Source organism: Halobacteriovorax sp. GB3, assembly GCF_028649655.1.
Taxonomy (GTDB): Bacteria; Bdellovibrionota; Bacteriovoracia; order Bacteriovoracales; family Bacteriovoracaceae; genus BSW11-IV.
Window position 1 is genome coordinate 322,258 of record NZ_JAQSLN010000005.1, and the last position, 18,319, is coordinate 340,576.

An 18,319-nucleotide genomic window follows, 5' to 3' on the forward strand; every position below is an offset into this window, starting at 1 on the left:
GAGATAATAAAAAACATGGAGAATACTAGCACGACAGAAGTCTTAAAGTCATTAGAATCCCTTTATTTAAAAGGTGAGTTTGGTAAAGCACTTGAACTATTAATAAAGAGCAAGACGCAGTTCCCGACTGCAGAATTTCACTACAATATGGGAACCGTTTTAGCGAAACAAGGCGATTTCGCTGCTGCCCGTTATAATTTCGAATTGGCCATTAAAAATGGCACTTTCTCAAGCGCAATTAAAAATAATTTAGAATTCACTAAAACTCAGCTAGCAATAACTGATATCTCAAATTCGCGTGAATCTTGGGAGCTCTGGTTGGATAGAAGTTTAAGTGTGCCTTACGAGGCGACATTCAGTATTGTATTAGTACTACTGTTGGGACTGACTCTTCTTTTTCGATTCAATAAGATAAAATCTAAAATAGTTTATGGCCTTGTCTCTGCTCTGTTGTTAGCAATACCACTATGTCATATGGGACTACATAAGAAATTTGATATTGCCATCAATTTAAAAGATCAAGAAATCTATGAAGGTCCTTCTTCCGTTTATGATTCAATCGGTAAGTTGGATGCAGGTGCAAAAATAATACTAGGCCAAATTGATAAGGACTGGGTTATGGTTGAGTACCCATTAAAGTATGCAGGATGGGTAAAACGAGAAACCCTAGGGAATTTGTAAGATATGGCCAGTTACGAAAATGAGATCACAAATAAAATTGATAACAAAGAAACTCTACCTGAAAAGTTAGATATTCCGACGCTCAAGTATTTCTGGCAGGCAAATCCTCTTGTTCGTAACAAGCAGACGATTCCTAAGTTTCTAAGAAGAGTGGAAGTTCTTAAGAACTTTTCTGATTACCAATTACTAATTCTATCTCGCTTTCTTCATCACAGAAGTTTTTCTAAAGGTGAAGTCATCTTTAAAGAAGGGGATATAGGCGTAGGTTTTTACTTTTTGCTTGGTGGTTCAGCGGCCCTCTATTCAACTCAAGACGATGGTTCTCAGGCCCTCATCGTAAACCTCGATAGAGGCGAATACTTTGGAGAACTTTCGATTCTTCAAGATAAGGGAACACGTAATGCTTCAGCTCTTGCAGGCGAAGGTTGTGAACTCCTAGGAATTTTTAAACCAGATCTAGAGGCTTTGATTGATCAGCATCCAATTGTGGCGACGAAGTTAATTCACTCTATATCAATCATTATTGCTCATCGCTTTTATAATGTTACAAGTGAGCTGAAGATTTTAAAGCAAAGACTTAAACAACTAGAAGAGACTAATGCAAAGAACAACGAGTAAAATTGAAAGAGTAAGAATTGTCTTCTTTATCCTAGTCTTCCTCATATCGTTTGGAATTCTCTTTCAGTTACCAAGAATTTCAGTTCCTATTGCTATCTCATTTATTTTGAATCTAATTTTTAGTCCATTGATTCCGCGTCTTGTTAAAATGGGGCTTAGTAGAACACTCGCGACTTGGTCTATCTTTATTGGAATTATGTTTTTTAGTGTTTACCCGGTCGTAAAAGTTGCGCCAATGATCACTCAAGAGACGCAAAACTTTCAATACTATATTCCTAAAGTTGAACGCTTTATTGAAAATAAATATCGTGAAGTAAGAGTTAAAATAAAGGAAAAGACCGGTTATACAATTGAAGATAAATACGTTGTTGATGGTTTTAATTACGTTAGAACAACAACGGCTTCTTTTCTTTTAAATTTACCTAAAACTCTAGCTAATTTGATTGAGTGGATATTTGTAGTTCCGCTGTTTGTCTTTTTTATGCTCAAAGATGGTCATAGGATTAAATCTCTTATTCTTAAGATTACGCCCAATAGTATTTTTGAAAGATTCTATTTCTTATCACATCAATTTAATAAGAAGTTAGGGGATTATATCTTTGCCAAGATCGTTGAAGCTACGATTGTAGGTCTTGTTATCACCTTAGGGCTTTTGATGTTAGATGTACGGTTTGCCTTACTCTTCGGTTTAATTGCGGCGATTACAAATGTAATACCTTATCTAGGACCAGTTCTAGGAAGTGTACCGGCCCTCGTTTTTGGAGTCGTTGATTACGGTATGGGAACGACTTTTGGTGCTATGTGTATTCTGTATATCATTGCAAACGCAATCGATATTGCGATTGTGTTTCCAATTCTTGTATCGAAGATTGTTGATCTTCACCCAATAATTGTCGTTCTTAGTGTTATCATTGGATCACAGGCCTTTGGTATTTTGGGGATGGTAATTTCAATTCCATTGGCTGCTGCGTTAAAACTAATCTGTAGTGAGATTTATGCTGAAATTTATCAGAATCGATATCGTTAATTGATTTTGACGATAAAGCTCCTGAAGTGATAAACTGCATTGTGTTAAATAATGCAAATAACTCATGGAGTTTGGGTGAAAATAATTAAATCTCTTGGCCTTACGATATCATTACTTTCTGCTTTGTTATTAGGTTCTTGTGCAGTAACAAGACCAGAGGGAAAAACAGAAGCAGAAGTTCTTTTTAAAGAAGCGCAAGAACTTGTTAATGCCGGAAGGTATTTACTTGCTACTGAAAAGTTAAGAACAATTCGTTCAAAGTATTCATATAGTTTATTCAATGCAAAGGCCGAGTTACTTCAAGCTGATATTCTTTATATGCAAGAAAGTTATGTAGAGGCAGCGGCTGCTTATATTATCTTTAGAGACTTTCACACGAAGTATACTGAGTTAGATTACGTTCTTTTTAGAATTGCTGAATCTTACTACAATCAAATTCCTGAGACGTTTGACAGGGATCTCAGTGCTGCACACATGGCCATTCAGTACTACACTGAACTTCTTAGGAGTTACCGTGCTTCTAAATATCTAGAAGGTGCTAAAACAAAGATTGAAAAAGCAAAGCAAATGATTCGAAATAAAGAAAAGTATATTGCTGATTTCTATTATAAGACTGAAAAGTACAATGCCTCGAAAGTTCGTTATGAGAAGATTTTGAAAGAATTTCCTGACCGTGAAGATCTTAGAAGTTATGCAATTTATAAGCACATGCAAGCATCTTATATGCTAGAAGATAAGCAGGCGTGTCTAACAATGTTTGAAAAGTATCAATCTTTTCTTTCTGATAAAGAAAAAACTAAGGCCGCAAACCTCGTTAAAGAATGTGAAACTTTAAAGGTAGAAAATAAAAATGGAAAAAATTGATATTTCTAGTGAACTAACAAGAGGTATTGAAGCCTTTAAAAAAGGTGAGTATGCCAAGGCCTCTACACTTTTTAATGAAGTCATTGAAGTCGATGGAAAGAATGTCGATGCATTTTTCTATCTCGCTAATATCTTTCATATCAGAGGTGAAATTGGTAAAGCGATTAAGGCCTTTAATAAGGTTTTAGAAATCGATCCTAATCACACTGATGCTTCAATTAGTTTATCAGTTCTTTATAATGATATTGGTCACTATGAGAATGCGAAGAAAGTTTTTGAAAAGGCCAATGAAAGAGTAAAGGCAAAGAAAACTGGTGAAGGAATTGAAGATAAGCATATCAATAAAAAATTTGCTATTAAGCACCTCGAAATAGCAGACCTTTATCTTACTTATAATAGATTTGATGAAGCTTTATTTGAGTATAATAAAGTTGTTGCTCTTGATCCTGAGAACTATGAAGCAAGAATCAAAGTTGCAAAAGTCTATGCGAAGAAAGGATTTAGTTCAAAGGCCTTTGATGAACTTCAAAGATTAAAAAATGAAAATCCATCGTATCAACCCGCAAGAGTTGCTATGGGTGTCCTTTATTATGGAAACGGTAAAATTTTAGAAGCTCAAAGTGAGTGGGAAAGAGTTTTATCAATGGATCCAAAAAACTCTGAAGCAGCAATGTATTTGAATCTCTCAAAGACAGCGACTGAAACAAGTTTATAAAAAATTAGAATTTAGAAATAAAAAAGCCCTCTAAGAAGAGGGCTTTTTTTATGCTTCAAGATTTGGTTGTTTTGGTGAAATTTGGTTTTGAGCATCAGGAGAAACAATAGTTGTTTCTGGCTTGTCTTCAATGTGAACATTTGTTCTTCTAGAATCATCAGAAGAATAATTAACAATGTATCTTTTAAGATCAGTATACATTTCACATTTAACTTCTAACTTGCTGTCTTGGAGAACGATTTGTCTTGCAGCTTTCGACTGATTGTTAATTACAATTGGAGCCTTAAGGTTAGCAGACATTTGTTTAACATCAGTTGGAATTGTTAGAATTGTATAAACACTAGCGTTTGATAAACTTTCTAAGTTGAGGCTATTAAGCTCAGCTGGAAGAAGTTTAACTGCATAGTCTGGTTTAAAAATTTTAGGTTCAATGATTGGGAACGCTGTTGCAGAATCGTCAACAGACTGAAGCCAAAGGATAAGTGTTTGATCACCTGGATCAACAATAAAAAACTTAGTTAGTTTTTCAAAACCTAGAAGACCTTCATTAAAAGTAATGATGTCTTTATTATCTACTTCAAGTTCACCAAATCTAGTTGTGTTGATTTTCACTTCAAGCCTCCAAAAGCTAGCGGCCAATTAGGCCCTGACCTAGTGATTCTAGCAGTCGTAGGACCAGAAGTGCAAGAAGGAATTTATTTCTTATTCAATTCGTCATTGAGTGAGGAAATTGAGCTCAGGTCTGCCGTAGAAGCTTCTATGTTCTGATCCTGGATAGCCTGATAGACTTCCTCTCTGTGAATTTTAGTCTCTTTAGGGGCCTTGATACCAAGACGGACTTGTTTCCCTTTAATTTGGACAACAACGATCTTAATGTGATCGTCAATTGCAATGGATTCACCCAGCTTCCGTGTCAATACCAGCATATTCCAACCTCTTCTACTGAACCGTCCTGATTCGGTCTGCACAGCTTCATATATTACCTTGTCTTATAAAAAGCAAGGAAAAAAGTCTATATTCAATGAAAATATTATATAAATTTTATTAACCTTAAAGTTCTTTTCAAAAATCTCTTAACGCAAAAAGTCGAGCAGAGTTTGATTTAACATGCCTTGCGTCGATTTGTACGTTGTCTTTAAAACTTCTTGTTGTCTAGTGAGATCTGAAAAAATTTCAGCAATATCAGCATCGACTAGGGAACTTTTACGCGCCGCTTGGTCAATATTCTCAGATTCAATATTACTCATAGTAGTTTCTACAGAGTTAGTGATCGAACCAACTTTAGTCCTTAGAGTAATTAATCTAGAAATTGCAGTATCAAATTTTTCAAGAAGTCCTTGAACAACTTTAGGCTCATTATTTTCAAGCCCAGAGACAAGGTTGTCGAGGAGGGCAAAAATATTCTCCCTCTTTTCATAACCTTGATTAGCTGGATTCGCTTCATCTACAGAGGCTAGATCACGGCTAGGTTCAATCTCGGTATCTTCAAATTGCTCTCCATCAGGTCGAGATTTATTCATCTGAGGAAAGTTTTTTAATGGACTAGGCTCATAAGAAGACGATTCAGTCTCGCTAAAGAAGACAGAGTGACCATCGATATTAACGGGAACAAAGAAGTCTTTTGCAACTTCTAAAGTGATATTTCCCTTATCTCCATGATAGTTACCACTGCTATCAAAAGGCTGTTTAAGAGTTTTATATCCCGAGAAGATATATTTTTGTCCAATTCTTTTATTAGCAATAGAGAGAGCTAGGTTTCTTAATTGTGAAACTTCTTTAGAAACGTTTTTACGAACATCTTCATTATAAAAATCTGAAGATTGGGCAATCGCTAATTCTTTTGCTTTGGTAAGGATATTTGTGAGCTCATCAAGTGACTTCTCAGTAACATTGAGGTGCATGAGAGCGAAATTCCCATTTCGAACGTATTGTTTATTGTCGTTCATAGAGCTTGTCAGCTGCATAGATTCGACATTACTTACAGGATTATCTGAAGGCTTAGTCATAGAACGTAGAGTTGCACCCTTCAATTGAAGGTTCTCAAGTCTATTCTTTGCTTTATTTAAAGCAAATTGCATTGAAGCATGTTGACTATTTTCAGATACTCTCGTCATCTATTACCTTTTAATATTAATAACAGTTTTAAACATTTCATCAGCTGTTTGCATGACTTTTGCTGCAGCTTCATAAACGTGTTGAAACTTAACCATATTGGCAGCTTCTTCATCAATAGAAACACCACTAATACGTTCTTTAACATTAGTTACCTGAGCTAAAATTCCTTCAGATTGCTCGGCATCTAATTGAGCCTTACCAGACTCAAGCCCAACTTTACCAACGGTCTTTAAGAAGTTTTCTTCAATCGTAGATTGGCCACCTTCCATAAAACGTTCATGTTGAATTTTTGAAATAGCGAGGGCAACGCGGTTGTCACCGGAACTATTTGGACTAAGGGCCGTCGCGATATTTGATAGGTCTGATTTTACATCGTCACTCATATCAATATTTAAAGCGGCGTTTTTAATTGATGTAGGTATTTTAAAAAAGTTAATTCCAGTTACAGGACCTTGAGCATCAAAACTTGACACAGGATTTCCACTTTCATCTGTCTGGATTTCTCTGTTAACGTAACCACGTTTATGAATAGCATTAACAGAATTAATGAAGTCATAAGCAATTTGGTCGATATTTTCTCTTAAATTTTTAATATCTTTATTTCTTACTTCAGTAGTTGCTGAAAGACTTCCTTTCATGAAACCACTTGTGATAGGAGTTGAAGGGCGACCTTCATAGAAGATCTCTCCAGATCCATCCATACCATTTGAAGATTGATCTATACCTTGTGTTCCAAAGCGCAGGGGAACAACATTAGCAGCAGTAACAAGCGTACCTACACCTTTCGCTGCAACGTTAAAATTTCCTTTTTCATCTTCATATGTATGAATTTTAACAATTTTTGATAAGGCCTTAATCGCAAGATCTCGCTGATCTCGTAGATCTCCCGTTTCTCCATGCATTGCTTCTAGTTCTGCAATTTTACGGTTAAGCGTAGCGATCTCTTTAATTTTTTGATTAATATCCCCAACCGTGCGTTCCATAGAGTTATCGATATTTCTAGAAAGCTGGTCGAGTGTTGTGCGAATTCTATTGAAGTCTTTGATGACAAGTTTAGCATTATCGCGAACAACAGAACGAATTGTTTCATTTTCTGGTTGATTAGCTAGATCGCGAAATGAGTTGAAAAATCTGTTTAAAACCTGGTTTAAACCACCATTGTCAATTTCATTAAAAATTTCTTCTACTTGTCTTAAATTATCTGCACGAGATTGGAAGTATTCATTTTCAGAAGTACTATCTCTTAATCTTTTTTCAACAAATTGATCGTGAACACGATTTACACCAGTTACACGAACACCTGTTCCATGAATAAGACCACTTTTAGTGATAGGAACATTTGTTGTTTGTTGGACTTTTTGTCTGGAATAACCGTCAGTATTAGCATTAGCAATATTGTGCCCTGTTGTTTCAAGGGCCTTCTTAGATGCTGCTAATCCGGTTCTTCCAATATTTAATAAATCAGACAAAAAAGTCTCCTAAATATTTAAGCTCTTGGCCTTCGCTTTTCCAAACGAATTATAAGTTGCGTAACTTTTTTGGCCAATAGCATCCTCACGGATTTCCTTGAGGGAATGGATGGCCTTATTAATAAAAACTTGATTTCTCTTATTTTGATCTTGAATCTTTTGAATAATATCAACGAGAAGTGCATTGAAGCGAAATAAATGCTTTTGCTCTTTCTCAGTTTCAAAATCATGAAAAAACTGAGTTAATTCACTAACAGTATTAACTTGTTTGTTATCTAGAATTTTATTCAAATCTGTGATGAGGTGAAGTCTTTGCTTTTCTAAAAAGCCAATTTTCTCAATCACTTTTTTCTTTTTATTAATTGTTTCCTCTAAATCCTCAAGCTCACTCGCCAAGAGGTGAGAGTATTCATCACATGTATATTCAAAAAGTTGATTGTGAAGTTCACAGAACTCTTTCCATAAATCAGTAATTCTAAAATAGAGTAACTGGAGTTGTGATGTCTTTTCCATATCTACCTACTAAACCTCTTCACTTAAAATCTTATCTGCTAGTGCATCGTAATCGACTTTATAAGTTCCAGCTTGGATTTGGCTTTTAAGGCGTGCAATTTTATCTGAGTTATCAACCTCTGGGGCAGAGTCAGCAACTCTTTTGATTTTAGCGAAATCTTTGATTGCATCAGAGATATCAACTTTAGAATCAGACTTTGCATAAGTATTAAGCTCTTTCACACGATCAGGTGAATTTCTTTTAAGCAATGTTTCAGCTAGAGGATTAGAGCTTGTCTTAGTCTTTGTGTTTGGAAAGAAACTTGAACGTGTATCAATGTTAGTCATTGTTCAACTCCTTGGCAGAATCCTTTCGTGCCATTTGGATATCCTGTTTTGGATAATCGTGCATTTCAACTTTGCTCTTTTGGAACTTATTTGAAGTAGCAGCTAGGTAAGCATCGTGGGCAGCTTTCGATCTTTGTTGTTTGGGATAAATCTGATCTAAGATAGAATCTTGAATCCCCAGTTTGTTTTCGAGTGCCATTGCTTCAGCTCTTTTTGAACGCATGAGGTTCTTGTAATAGTCAGAAGCCGTGCTACCATCTTTAGCGCCAGTCGTTTTTTCCATTTCTTGAAGCATGAAGTTGGCAAATTGTTCCTCCATGCCACGAGCAACTTTTTTGTAAGGTTCTGGGATAAATTGACGATCATCTATATGCTGCCCTTTTTTGGGAGCATCTTTTTTGAGTGTGATGTGAGGTCTGTGAATTTTGACTTCGTTCATTACTCTTCCTGAGTTATAGATGATGCTTCAATCCTAGAAACATCTTACTTTTATTATTCTACCATTAAAAATGGGTTTGATGCCAGTCTTAATGGGGCACATACGTATATTAATTACACTAGATGAATTCAATAAGACCAATAATTGACCCATTTTGTTTGAGGGCCTGGAATATTGAAATCAAATCTTCTGGTGTTGTTCCATAAGCATTTAAGCTTTTTACCAGATCATTTAGTGTAGCTTTTTCATCAACGAAGAGAGTAGAACCTGTTTTGGCATCATCTCCCTGTCCTTCACCAATCTCAATAGACAAAGTTCCATGACTTATGGCCACTGGCTTTAAAGCAATATCTCCACCCGCAACGATCGTTCCAGTGCGCTCATTGATAATGATTTTAGCCATTTGGTCGCTTTCCACCTTGAAATTTTCAATGATCGCCATAAGAGAGACGACCTTTCTTTCATAGTGGGCAGGAACAATTAAATCAATTGTCGTAGCATCTTTAGCGTTGGCATATTTACCGCCAAGTTCTTGATTGATAACTCTCTCAATTCTTGCGGCAGTAGTGAAGTCTGGATTTCTAAGACTTAAGCGTAGAGATTTCTTCTGATCAAAGTCCAGGGAGATTTCTTTTTCAATGGTTGCTCCATTAGGGATTCTCGCAGTAGTGGCAAATTTTGCCCCCTTCTCAAGGCCTCCAATTGAAAGTTGGCCATTGGCAACACCGTATACATTACCATCACCACCTTTAAGCGGAGTCACAAGTAGGGTACCACCTGCTAGTGATGAAGCATCACCAATAGAAGAGACTGTGACATCAACCTTCTGTCCGAGGCGTCCAAAAGGAGGAAGTTTAGCAGTAACAATAACGGCAGCAACATTCTTTGAAGTGATTTCGTTTTGAGGATTTAGTCCTAGTTTTTGAAACATTCTCTTTAGAGAAGTATTCGTAATTTCTCCACCACCATCACCGGTACCATTAAGACCAATAACTAGACCATAACCGATTATTGGGTTTTCTCTAACACCCTTCACTGACACAAGATCTTTGAGCCTATTTGTCTTTGCAAGTGCTGTTGAAACACCACTAAAGATAAATGCTAATAATGAAAAACTGATTGCGATTTTTTTCATACTGTTTACCTTATAACCGTAATTGATGATTCTAGAAATTTGCTAGAATTTATTGTGTCATCATCTGAAATATCTTTTCTTGAAACTAAAGCTTGTAGCTCAATAAGACGCTTTCTATTTTTATAGAGAAGTAGTTTTTGTCCACGAACCAAAAGGTGATCTTTACTAATTTCTTCAATAATGACTGAAGAAATTCTGTCGTGAACCTTGGCCGGATCATCTTGTGAAGTTTCATCTTCTTCCTCTGCTGGAGCAGGTGTTGTTGAAGCAGGCTCTTTAGTGTTCTTCTTCGTACTTGGTCTTGGATAAACTGGAAAAGCTCTTTTCAATTCAAGTGTGATTTCTTTTTTCAACTTAGTTTGAACGTTAACGAGAACAATATCACCATTCTTCTTCCATTTGTTTTTAGTGAAGAGATAATTTTCGTTACCTGAACCTGCCCATAAACTTGCCTCGGGCTTAGAGTCCTCTAAGTCTGATGCTGTGTAACGTTTCTTAGCAGCTTGCTCTGGTTGATAATTTCTTTTAATATTCGGCTGTATAACAGTTCTTGACGTTGATGTTACAGTGTTAATTGGATTTGGTGTTGGTCTATAATATTTTGGTTTATAACCTTCATAATTTTGACCACCACGAAATTGTTGAAAAGTATCATATCCTCTTCTGTATCGCCCCTGAGCAACTTTCTCATCTTCACGATCTAGTTCTCTGTGAATACGGTCCACATATCCAGCACAGGAAGTGAACATAAAGAGAACTGTTAAAAGACTAATTAATTTCATAGCTCAACCATAACCTTGTTAAAATCGACAACTTTAGCCGAAAACGTGCGTTTAGATTTTTTATTTCGTAATTCGACCATCTGACCAATAGAGCCACTTCTAAGAGCAGATGCTGCCCCAGTAAGTGTTAAGTGTTTTGTTTTAATGATAACTTGTGTGTCCTGTCCTCTTTGAACAATATTTTGAGGAACGATATCTGTTCTTAACAAGACATGCCCTTTAGAGAGGGAACGATTAGCCTTATAGAAAACGAGTTCTTTAGCATCTTTAATGTATTTTGATGGGAAATCTGCAAAGATAAACGCCTTCTCAAAAAGGGAAGGAGATAGAGTTTCATTTGCTACTCTGATTTCGTCTTTTAGTTTCAGAACTTGAATCTTTCTTTGTATTTTTAATTGTCCCCATTTCGTTCTTTTATTAAACGGAGATTGAATTTCTAAGTTCATTGCATAGTTACCAGGCTCTTTACAATTGAAACATTTAAGTTGAAGAGTTTCATCTTGATTAAGACCAAGTGGCAATGGCATTCCATTCGTGTTGATATTCGTAATGAAGAGATCACTTTCTAAAGAAAGTTTCTCTCGTAAATACTGATTCAACGTTGTTATCTGAATTCTAGTTTTAGTAAACGTTACATCAGAAAAGTTACCCATTTTTTTGAGGTGAGATGTATGAATGGTTCCTTCTAGAGTTTTTATAATAGAAAGAACTTCGTCTTTTTGTTCACTAGAACAACCTTTGAAATTTAAGGCCTGCTCATTGGTTACTTGAGTATCTTTCACAAAAAATAATTTATCAGCTGTGTTAACTTCACAGCTGAACGATTTTAACGACAATAATGTAATGAAGAAGAAAAAAACTTTCGTCATATCTACCTTATGTTATTCACTGTTTGTAGCATTTGGTCTGCGATGCCCATTACCTTAGAGTTCATTTCATAAGCTCTTTGTGCACGAATCAGTCCCGTCATTTCATTCATAATACTGACGTTTGAGTTTTCAAGTGCACCTTGTTGAATTGAACCGGCATTACTTTGGCCTGCAACATTTTGGATCGGCTGACCTGAGGCACTTGTGATCATGTAGTTGTTACCACCATTTGATTTAAGTCCAACAGCATTGATGAAAGTAAAAATCGGAATTTGACCAAGGATTTGAGGCTCAACTTGTCCATTCAAGTAAACTTCAACAGTCCCATTATTAGAGATCATTACGCTTTTTGTTCCCTGTGGAAAAGTGAATGTAGGAAAAACGCGGTATCCTTGTTTGTTAACAAGAGTCCCTGTGCTATCGACATTAAATGAACCATCTCTTGTATAAAGAACTTCATTGTTTGGTGTAATGAGACCAAAGAACCCTTCTCCATTAACCATAAGATCAAATGGGTTATTTGTAATTCTAGGAGCTCCTTGAGAGAATTCTTTCCTAACGGCTGAAATTTTAGAACCAGATCCAACTTGAACACCTACGTTATAACGAGTGTTCTGACTTGAGCGCGCACCTGCTTCAGTAATTGTATTGTAAAGGAGGTCTTCTGATTCAGATCTTTGTTTCTTATAACCAATCGTATTAACGTTAGCGATATTGTTTGAAATCGTGCTCACGTGGACTTCTTGAGTGGCCATACCTGTTGCTGCTACATTGAGAGCTCTAAGCATTGCTTGATTCGTTCCTATAAGTAAAAGAGCGATAACGATAATTTTAGAATACATCAAATTCTCCTAGAACTTTGAAATTTCATTAACACCCTTACTAGAGATGTTGTCGTAAGTTTTAATAACGTTTTGAATACTTTCAAAATGTCTATGGGCCTTTATCAATTCACTCATTTCATGAATTGCATTTACGTTAGACTCTTCAACATAACCCTGATGAATAGCTGTCTTTAAAGGTGTCGTTTTAATATTTGATAAATCTTTATTGATATAAAGTGAGCTTCCTTCTTTTCTTAGGGCCTGCTGATCATGAAACTCACGAACAGTTAAATGACCAACTTTAAGATCATTAGAGAAAACTTCCCCTTGAAGATTAATACTTACTTGTCCATTAGGTATTTTAATAACTCGATCTTCGGGTTTAGGGAGCGCTTGGAGTTGTTCATCAGTGGCATTTGCTGGAATCTCACTTCTCATGAGAACTTTGTGACCTTTATCTGTTACAAGTGTCCCATCGTTTTCGAGTGAAAGCATTCCTCTTCTTGTATAGCGAATACCATTGGGAGTTAGAACTTCAATGAAGCCGTTTCCAAATAGAGCAATGTCTAGGGGGTTTTTAGTCGGACGCATCTGTCCTTGTTCGAAAATAGTGTAGGAAGCATCGACTTCAACTTGTGCATTCTCTGCTCCGTAGCTTCGATAAAAATCTTGAGGAGCCCATTCTTTATTAGGTAGATCAATGTCCTCAACACCTTTATTTAGTGCTGTCATATATTCTTTAAATGTAACTTGGTCTCTTTTAAAACCTGGTGTATTGGCGTTAGCCACGTTGTTAGCAATTGTTTCAACCTTCCTTTGTTGAGCAATCGCGCCAGAAAGAGGGACCCATAAATCCTTCAATTTCACCCTCCTGGTGAACTTCTATAGAAAAATATACCAAGTCCAATGCCAATAGTTCCACAGAGGCAAAAATGACCCACCGAACAAGTCTCTGAAATTATGTGAAAATGACTGTCAGTTGTTAAATATGATGGTATAAAATACAGAAAAAGATACAAATTTTCCTCACAGCGCGGGGACGCGCGTCAAAAAGGTGACATATGGCAAAGTCAGAAAAAAGTTTTGAGCAATCACTCAAGGACTTAGAAGAGGTTGTCGGAAAACTTGAGTCAGGTGAGCTGTCTTTAGAAGAAAGTCTGAAGGCCTTTGAGTCAGGTGTAAATCTCTACAAAGGTTGCAAAGATAAATTAGATAAAGCAGAAAAGAAATTATCAGTTTTATCAGAAAGCTTAAAAGAGGAAGAACTAGATTAAATGAGATTATTCATTCTATCTATTTTCTCAATTATTCTCTCGTCTTGTTCAACGACTTCTAATAAAGAAGTTACATTTGCTAGCGTCGACTTTGACAATAATATCTTCGTTAGAGAAGTACCTTTCATATCCAACAAAAGAGCAATGGGCCAAGTTTTAGGACCTATGCCTCCTGAAGAATTTGAAACACATTTTTCACAACCTGTTGAAAAAAAGAAAGTAATTGGAATGATTCTTTCTCCAGGTCTTTATAAATCGATTTCCTATATCCCGATGCTAGCTTGCTTAGAAGAAATTGGAGCAGAAGTTCATTACGTCTCAGGTAGTGGTTTCTCTAGTATTGTGGCTTCGCTCTATGCCTATGGCCTCACTCCTGAGCAAATTGAGTGGAAGCTCTATAAGTTGGTAGGGGAGTTATCAGAGTATGAAGTTTACTCAAGTGAGTGGAAAGAACTACTTAATGAGTTTATAGATAAAGAGTTTAAGCAGAAGAAAATAGAAAATTCTAAAAAAGCACTTGCGCTCAATAGTTATAGTTTCGAAAATAAACACAATGAAACTTTATTTCGTGGAGAAATAAATAGTATTTTAAAAGCTAATATTAGCTACCAAGATCAAAATGGAAAACTGAATCCTCTCTTTGGTTCACCATATGATGTCATCAAAAATTTAAAAACGAGAGTCGATTACATCATCTATGTTGACTCGCTTGGTAAAGAATTAAAATTGAATTCCACGAATAATTATATTTTTGGACTTTATTCAAAAGCTGTAGGTTATAATTTAAAAAACGAATTTGATGTTGATATGCTCTTATCTATTCCATTGGAAAAATGGCCTTTGGATGAAAGTCGTAGATTTAATGACTTTATTCAAATTGGTAGGGATTTGTGTTCGAATCTCAAAACCAAACTTGAGTCACTTTCAGATGTAGAGAAAAAGGAATAATTTTTCATGAAGAAGATTTTATTGAGACTTTTTGTAGGAAGCTTTGCTTTAGGTATATGTGGGCTTCTTTCGGTGATAATGCTTTTTGTGTACTTCTCATTTGGACTACCAAAAATTACTTCTCTAGATGATTATAAACCAGCACTGCCTTCAAAGATTTTATCGAAAGACGGGGTCGTTCTAGCTGAGCTTGGTAAGGAGAAAAGAGAAATTGTCCCGTTTAAAGATATTCCTCAGCACGTTGTGAATGCTTTCTTAGCGGCTGAAGATGATGGATTCTATGAACATGAAGGAGTTGATTATCTCGGAATCATGAGAGCAATGGTCGCTAACTTAAAAGCAGGACGAGTTGTTCAGGGTGGTTCAACAATTACCCAGCAGGTTGCAAAGTCATTATTACTAACTAGTGAAAGATCTATTAGTCGTAAAATTAAGGACTTCTTACTGGCCCAGAAAATTGAAAAGAAATTAAGTAAAGAAGATATTCTCTTTCTCTATCTTAACCAGATGTATTTCGGTGGTGGATACTATGGTGTTAAGGCCGCCTTTCAAGGTTATTTTGGCAAAGAATTAAGTGAAGCAACACATGCTGAAGCTGCCATTGTCGCAGGTCTTCTTGTTGCTCCTGGGAGATATTCGCCTTACTTGAAGCCAAAATTTGCTAAGAAAAGACAACGCTATGTTTTAGGTCGTCTTCTAACGACAGGAAAAATCTCACAAGAAGAATATGAAACTGCTATCAATGAAAAAATCAAGTTTCGCTTGAGAAAGGAAAGTGGATTTAAAGCTGGTTATTTCACTGATTGGATTAGACAAAGAGTTGTGAATAAAATTGGTGAAGAAGAGTTTCTAACAGGTGGCTACACAGTTCAAACAACTCTTGATTACGATCTTCAGAAAAAAGCTGAAGACGAAACACTAGAAGGTGCAAAAGCGATCGATAAAAGACAGGGATTTAAAGGACCAATTGGTTCTCAAAATATTGATACGATCGTTGATGAATATGTCGTACCAATGAGAAAAGAAGCTTATAAAGATAAGTCACTCTTTTTCACTCTCAATGATGAGTTAACAAGAGATTATGAAATAGCATTTGATCAGGAAGAAATTGAAAGAATCAAAATGCATCGCGAAGAGTTTCGTAATGAAATTAAATCGAAGAACTATCTTGCAGGTAATTTAAAAGATGATAAATTTCTTTCAACGATTGAAGAAAATGATTCACTAGAGGCCGTAGTCGTTCATATCGATGATGCGGGAAGAGTTGTCTATATCAATATTGGTGGCTTGATTGGTATTATGCCTTATCGTTATTTTAGATGGGCCCATGAGAGAAATATTACAGAAGAGCGCCAATACTATCCGTACGTAACGAGACCAAGTACTATTTTAAAAGTTGGGGATAAGGTTTTAGTTCAAGTGAAAGATAAGTCAGTTGGTCTAGACCACCATTTGTGGTCATCACGAAAAACGATCTTAGATAATAGCAAAGATAAAAATTTAGTCTATAAGCAAAGGTATCTTCTCTGTCTTCTAGATCAAGTTCCAGATGCTCAAGCCGCACTTGTATCGATTAAACCAGATTCTGGTGAATTAGTATCGATGGTTGGTGGTGTTGACTTTTCTAAGTCACAATTTAACAGAGCGATACAATCGAGAAGACAGCCAGGTTCTTCTTTTAAACCACTTCTTTTTGCTGCTGGCCTAGAGAATGGATATCTTCCAAACTCTATTATCATTGATTCACCAGAGGCCCTTGGAGGTGTTGATGCAACAAGTATTAACTGGAAGCCAAGAAATTATGATGGAAAATTCAAGGGACCAATGACTTTTAGAAACTCTCTTGAGAAGAGTAGAAATATTCCAACGATTAAAATCGCTGACAAACTTGGTGTTCCAACAATTTTCAATTTTATGGAAAGAATTGGGTTTAATGCGAAATTAGATCCTGATTTGAGTTTATCTCTTGGGTCTTTCGGTGTGACTCTTATGGATATCGTTAAGACGTTTGGAATTTTTCCTAATGGCGGTAAATTAATCAAAGTTAAGTCCATTGTCTCACTTACAGATAGAGACGGAAGACAATATGATGCTATTGCAGATCTCAATAGTGATGAAGATCAAAAGCCTACTGAAGAGATTACCGCTACAGATGAAAAAGTTGAATCAGAAAGTGAAACGGCTCAAGAGAAAACAACTGAAGAGGTTGAAGTTGAGCGTAACCCTTTCCAAGAAAATTTAGACGGTACTCAGGTTTACGATAAGAGACTTGCTTATATCATGACCAATCTTTTAAAGGGTGTTGTGAATTACGGGACAGGACGTGGAGCTAAGAGTGTAAGTACATTCTTAGGGGGGAAAACGGGAACGACTAATAATTATGTCGATGCATGGTTTTTAGGTTTTTCTGCGGACCTTGTTACTGGTGTATGGACAGGTTTTGATGACAATAAAACTCTTGGCTGGGCCGAAACTGGAGCGAAGTCAGCTCTACCTATATGGAAAGAGTTTATGGCAAAAGCAAAGGAAAAATATGGAGAAAGAGATTTCTCTGTGCCTTTAGGGATTGTTAATATTCCTATCAATAAAGAAACTGGGAAGCTTGCAAAAACAGGGGAGAAGGATTACTTCCTTGAAGCTTTTGTTGAAGGATTCGAACCAGGTGATGAGAATTCCGATGAAATAGTAGGTGATCAAAATGGTCAGCTATTAGAAGATGACGAGTATTTTAATAATCAGTAGGATTTTCTTTAGAAAAAATTCATCACGCCGATAGGTTGGATAGCTCTATAATAGGGCCAAGAGGGCGTGATGAATTTTAATCTAAACAGAAAAAAGAAATACATCGTAATTGGAATTTTATGTTCCGTCGCACTCCATATTTTTGTTCTTGTAGAAGATGTTAGCCTAGATCAGTTCATTCAATCAGTAGAGAAAACAGAGAAGAAAGAAAAGAAGATTAAAATTGTTTTCAAGAAAACTGAAAAATCAGATAAGCAAATCGTTAATACATCAAAGTCTGATCATAAAATAAAACCAAAAGATTCAAAGTTCTTAAGTCACTCAAATCAAACACAAGACCGTCAAACGGTTGCGAGTCAGATCGGTGCATTTAAGGAAGCTGGAAAAGGTCAAAAAAATGCTCTTAACAAGAAAAAGCAAGAGATGGCCAAGAAGCAAGCGAAGAAAGTAAAAAAGAAGATTGCTAAGAAGCTCAAAAAGAAAATTAACTTTGCTGATCTAGCCTTTGGAAAAACTCCTAAAAAATTAAAAGAAGTTGTAAGCAATAAAGGAATTAAGCACGGTAAATCTGGTAAAACAGGTTTCTCTGCGGCCAATGACTTTGTTGAAGAAATTCCACTTGGGGATATGACTAAACTTAATACTGTCGAGTACAAGTACTATGGCTTTTATTTCAGAATTAAGCAGAAGCTTGAACAGCATTGGGGTAAATCTTTAAAGGAAAAGGCCCACAATATTATGCGTTCTAACAGGCGTATGCCTGCTTCTGAGAACCACATCACATCTTTGTCTATCTATATAGACCAAATGGGAAATATCGTTGAAATCATCGTTAGAGGAACAAGTGGTATTTCTGAATTAGATAACTCAGCAATCGAGTCTTTTAATAAAGCCGGTCCATTTCCAAACCCACCTAAAGGGCTTGTAAAAAATGGTGTCGCAAAAATTGATTGGGACTTTGTCGTTAAGAGTTAGAA

General features: G+C 36.1%; 21 protein-coding genes. 9 read left to right on the forward strand and 12 right to left on the reverse strand.

The window, feature by feature from the left end; genetic code table 11:
• The first annotated feature begins 15 nt into the window (after nt 1-15).
• The 5 genes from HBN50_RS17000 (at nt 16) to HBN50_RS17020 (ending at nt 3,905) form a co-directional block, all read left to right on the forward strand.
• A complete protein-coding gene (locus tag HBN50_RS17000; RefSeq protein ID WP_273872042.1) occupies nt 16-681 on the forward strand; it encodes a tetratricopeptide repeat protein in 666 nt (221 codons plus the stop codon).
• Nucleotides 682-684: 3 nt separating this feature from the next.
• The gene (locus tag HBN50_RS17005; protein ID WP_273872043.1) at nt 685-1,299 is read left to right on the forward strand and encodes a cyclic nucleotide-binding domain-containing protein; all 615 of its coding nucleotides are present in this window, start codon (nt 685-687) and stop codon (nt 1,297-1,299) included.
• On the forward strand, nt 1,280-2,326 hold the full coding sequence (locus HBN50_RS17010; RefSeq protein ID WP_273872045.1) for an AI-2E family transporter: 1,047 nt from the start codon (nt 1,280-1,282) through the stop codon (nt 2,324-2,326). Before HBN50_RS17005 ends, HBN50_RS17010 begins: the two co-directional genes overlap by 20 nt.
• 75 nt (nt 2,327-2,401) lie before the next feature.
• Complete coding sequence (gene bamD / locus HBN50_RS17015; RefSeq protein WP_273872046.1) at nt 2,402-3,190, forward strand: outer membrane protein assembly factor BamD; 789 nt, start codon at nt 2,402-2,404, stop codon at nt 3,188-3,190.
• Nucleotides 3,177-3,905: a tetratricopeptide repeat protein gene (locus tag HBN50_RS17020; RefSeq protein ID WP_273872048.1), complete on the forward strand. Its 729-nt coding sequence runs from the start codon at nt 3,177-3,179 to the stop codon at nt 3,903-3,905. Before bamD ends, HBN50_RS17020 begins: the two co-directional genes overlap by 14 nt.
• 48 nt (nt 3,906-3,953) lie before the next feature.
• Here the strand turns inward: HBN50_RS17020 and fliW are convergent, their stop codons facing one another.
• The 12 genes from fliW to HBN50_RS17080 form a co-directional block, all read right to left on the reverse strand.
• Complete coding sequence (gene fliW / locus HBN50_RS17025; RefSeq protein ID WP_273872049.1) at nt 3,954-4,517, reverse strand: flagellar assembly protein FliW; 564 nt, start codon at nt 4,515-4,517, stop codon at nt 3,954-3,956.
• Between the two features lie 83 nt (nt 4,518-4,600).
• Nucleotides 4,601-4,831: a carbon storage regulator CsrA gene (csrA, locus tag HBN50_RS17030; protein WP_273872050.1), complete on the reverse strand. Its 231-nt coding sequence runs from the start codon at nt 4,829-4,831 to the stop codon at nt 4,601-4,603.
• 147 nt (nt 4,832-4,978) lie between these two features.
• Nucleotides 4,979-6,019, reverse strand: a complete 1,041-nt coding sequence (flgL, locus tag HBN50_RS17035) for a flagellar hook-associated protein FlgL (RefSeq protein WP_273872051.1) — start codon at nt 6,017-6,019, stop codon at nt 4,979-4,981.
• Between the two features lie 3 nt (nt 6,020-6,022).
• On the reverse strand, nt 6,023-7,489 hold the full coding sequence (gene flgK, locus HBN50_RS17040; RefSeq protein WP_273872052.1) for a flagellar hook-associated protein FlgK: 1,467 nt from the start codon (nt 7,487-7,489) through the stop codon (nt 6,023-6,025).
• Nucleotides 7,490-7,498: 9 nt separating this feature from the next.
• A complete protein-coding gene (locus HBN50_RS17045) occupies nt 7,499-8,002 on the reverse strand; it encodes a flagellar protein FlgN (RefSeq protein WP_273872053.1) in 504 nt (167 codons plus the stop codon).
• Between the two features lie 9 nt (nt 8,003-8,011).
• Nucleotides 8,012-8,329 carry a flagellar biosynthesis anti-sigma factor FlgM gene (gene flgM, locus HBN50_RS17050; RefSeq protein WP_273872055.1) on the reverse strand — a complete coding sequence of 106 codons (318 nt, stop codon included), beginning with the start codon at nt 8,327-8,329 and terminating at the stop codon, nt 8,012-8,014.
• Nucleotides 8,322-8,768 (reverse strand): hypothetical protein, encoded by a 447-nt coding sequence (locus HBN50_RS17055; RefSeq protein ID WP_273872058.1) that lies wholly within the window; start codon nt 8,766-8,768, stop codon nt 8,322-8,324. The genes flgM and HBN50_RS17055 overlap by 8 nt, the downstream gene beginning before the upstream one ends.
• Nucleotides 8,769-8,886: 118 nt before the next feature.
• Complete coding sequence (locus tag HBN50_RS17060; protein WP_273872060.1) at nt 8,887-9,903, reverse strand: flagellar basal body P-ring protein FlgI; 1,017 nt, start codon at nt 9,901-9,903, stop codon at nt 8,887-8,889.
• A 5-nt stretch (nt 9,904-9,908) separates the two neighbouring features.
• Nucleotides 9,909-10,685, reverse strand: coding sequence for a flagellar basal body L-ring protein FlgH (locus tag HBN50_RS17065; RefSeq protein WP_273872062.1), 777 nt, complete (start codon nt 10,683-10,685; stop codon nt 9,909-9,911).
• A complete protein-coding gene (gene flgA, locus HBN50_RS17070) occupies nt 10,682-11,554 on the reverse strand; it encodes a flagellar basal body P-ring formation chaperone FlgA (protein ID WP_273872065.1) in 873 nt (290 codons plus the stop codon). Before flgA ends, HBN50_RS17065 begins: the two co-directional genes overlap by 4 nt.
• Before the next feature lie 2 nt (nt 11,555-11,556).
• Nucleotides 11,557-12,396 carry a flagellar basal-body rod protein FlgG gene (gene flgG, locus HBN50_RS17075; protein WP_273872067.1) on the reverse strand — a complete coding sequence of 280 codons (840 nt, stop codon included), beginning with the start codon at nt 12,394-12,396 and terminating at the stop codon, nt 11,557-11,559.
• 9 nt (nt 12,397-12,405) lie between these two features.
• Nucleotides 12,406-13,239 carry a flagellar hook-basal body protein gene (locus HBN50_RS17080; protein ID WP_273872068.1) on the reverse strand — a complete coding sequence of 278 codons (834 nt, stop codon included), beginning with the start codon at nt 13,237-13,239 and terminating at the stop codon, nt 12,406-12,408.
• 200 nt (nt 13,240-13,439) lie between these two features.
• Between HBN50_RS17080 and HBN50_RS17085 the strand changes: the two genes are divergently transcribed.
• The 4 genes from HBN50_RS17085 (at nt 13,440) to HBN50_RS17100 (ending at nt 18,317) form a co-directional block, all read left to right on the forward strand.
• Nucleotides 13,440-13,652, forward strand: a complete 213-nt coding sequence (locus tag HBN50_RS17085) for an exodeoxyribonuclease VII small subunit (protein ID WP_273872072.1) — start codon at nt 13,440-13,442, stop codon at nt 13,650-13,652.
• The gene (locus HBN50_RS17090; RefSeq protein ID WP_273872074.1) at nt 13,653-14,600 is read left to right on the forward strand and encodes a hypothetical protein; all 948 of its coding nucleotides are present in this window, start codon (nt 13,653-13,655) and stop codon (nt 14,598-14,600) included.
• Nucleotides 14,601-14,606: 6 nt separating this feature from the next.
• Nucleotides 14,607-17,342 carry a penicillin-binding protein 1A gene (locus HBN50_RS17095; RefSeq protein WP_273872076.1) on the forward strand — a complete coding sequence of 912 codons (2,736 nt, stop codon included), beginning with the start codon at nt 14,607-14,609 and terminating at the stop codon, nt 17,340-17,342.
• Nucleotides 17,343-17,411: 69 nt separating this feature from the next.
• A complete protein-coding gene (locus HBN50_RS17100) occupies nt 17,412-18,317 on the forward strand; it encodes a TonB C-terminal domain-containing protein (protein ID WP_273872077.1) in 906 nt (301 codons plus the stop codon).
• Nucleotides 18,318-18,319 lie beyond the last annotated feature (2 nt).

Excerpts from the sequence above, each read along its gene's own strand:
- HBN50_RS17020 (WP_273872048.1), top strand. The coding sequence starts at position 3,177 with ATGGAAAAAATTGATATTTCTAGTGAACTAACAAGAGGTATTGAAGCC.
- HBN50_RS17095 (WP_273872076.1), top strand. The coding sequence starts at position 14,607 with ATGAAGAAGATTTTATTGAGACTTTTTGTAGGAAGCTTTGCTTTAGGT.
- HBN50_RS17005 (WP_273872043.1), top strand. The coding sequence starts at position 685 with ATGGCCAGTTACGAAAATGAGATCACAAATAAAATTGATAACAAAGAA.
- flgA (WP_273872065.1), bottom strand. The coding sequence starts at position 11,554 with ATGACGAAAGTTTTTTTCTTCTTCATTACATTATTGTCGTTAAAATCG.
- flgL (WP_273872051.1), bottom strand. The coding sequence starts at position 6,019 with ATGACGAGAGTATCTGAAAATAGTCAACATGCTTCAATGCAATTTGCT.
- HBN50_RS17000 (WP_273872042.1), top strand. The coding sequence starts at position 16 with ATGGAGAATACTAGCACGACAGAAGTCTTAAAGTCATTAGAATCCCTT.
- HBN50_RS17100 (WP_273872077.1), top strand. The coding sequence starts at position 17,412 with ATGAATTTTAATCTAAACAGAAAAAAGAAATACATCGTAATTGGAATT.
- HBN50_RS17045 (WP_273872053.1), bottom strand. The coding sequence starts at position 8,002 with ATGGAAAAGACATCACAACTCCAGTTACTCTATTTTAGAATTACTGAT.
- HBN50_RS17010 (WP_273872045.1), top strand. The coding sequence starts at position 1,280 with ATGCAAAGAACAACGAGTAAAATTGAAAGAGTAAGAATTGTCTTCTTT.
- HBN50_RS17060 (WP_273872060.1), bottom strand. The coding sequence starts at position 9,903 with ATGAAAAAAATCGCAATCAGTTTTTCATTATTAGCATTTATCTTTAGT.
- csrA (WP_273872050.1), bottom strand. The coding sequence starts at position 4,831 with ATGCTGGTATTGACACGGAAGCTGGGTGAATCCATTGCAATTGACGAT.
- HBN50_RS17085 (WP_273872072.1), top strand. The coding sequence starts at position 13,440 with ATGGCAAAGTCAGAAAAAAGTTTTGAGCAATCACTCAAGGACTTAGAA.
- HBN50_RS17055 (WP_273872058.1), bottom strand. The coding sequence starts at position 8,768 with ATGAACGAAGTCAAAATTCACAGACCTCACATCACACTCAAAAAAGAT.
- flgM (WP_273872055.1), bottom strand. The coding sequence starts at position 8,329 with ATGACTAACATTGATACACGTTCAAGTTTCTTTCCAAACACAAAGACT.
- HBN50_RS17065 (WP_273872062.1), bottom strand. The coding sequence starts at position 10,685 with ATGAAATTAATTAGTCTTTTAACAGTTCTCTTTATGTTCACTTCCTGT.
- flgG (WP_273872067.1), bottom strand. The coding sequence starts at position 12,396 with ATGTATTCTAAAATTATCGTTATCGCTCTTTTACTTATAGGAACGAAT.
- HBN50_RS17090 (WP_273872074.1), top strand. The coding sequence starts at position 13,653 with ATGAGATTATTCATTCTATCTATTTTCTCAATTATTCTCTCGTCTTGT.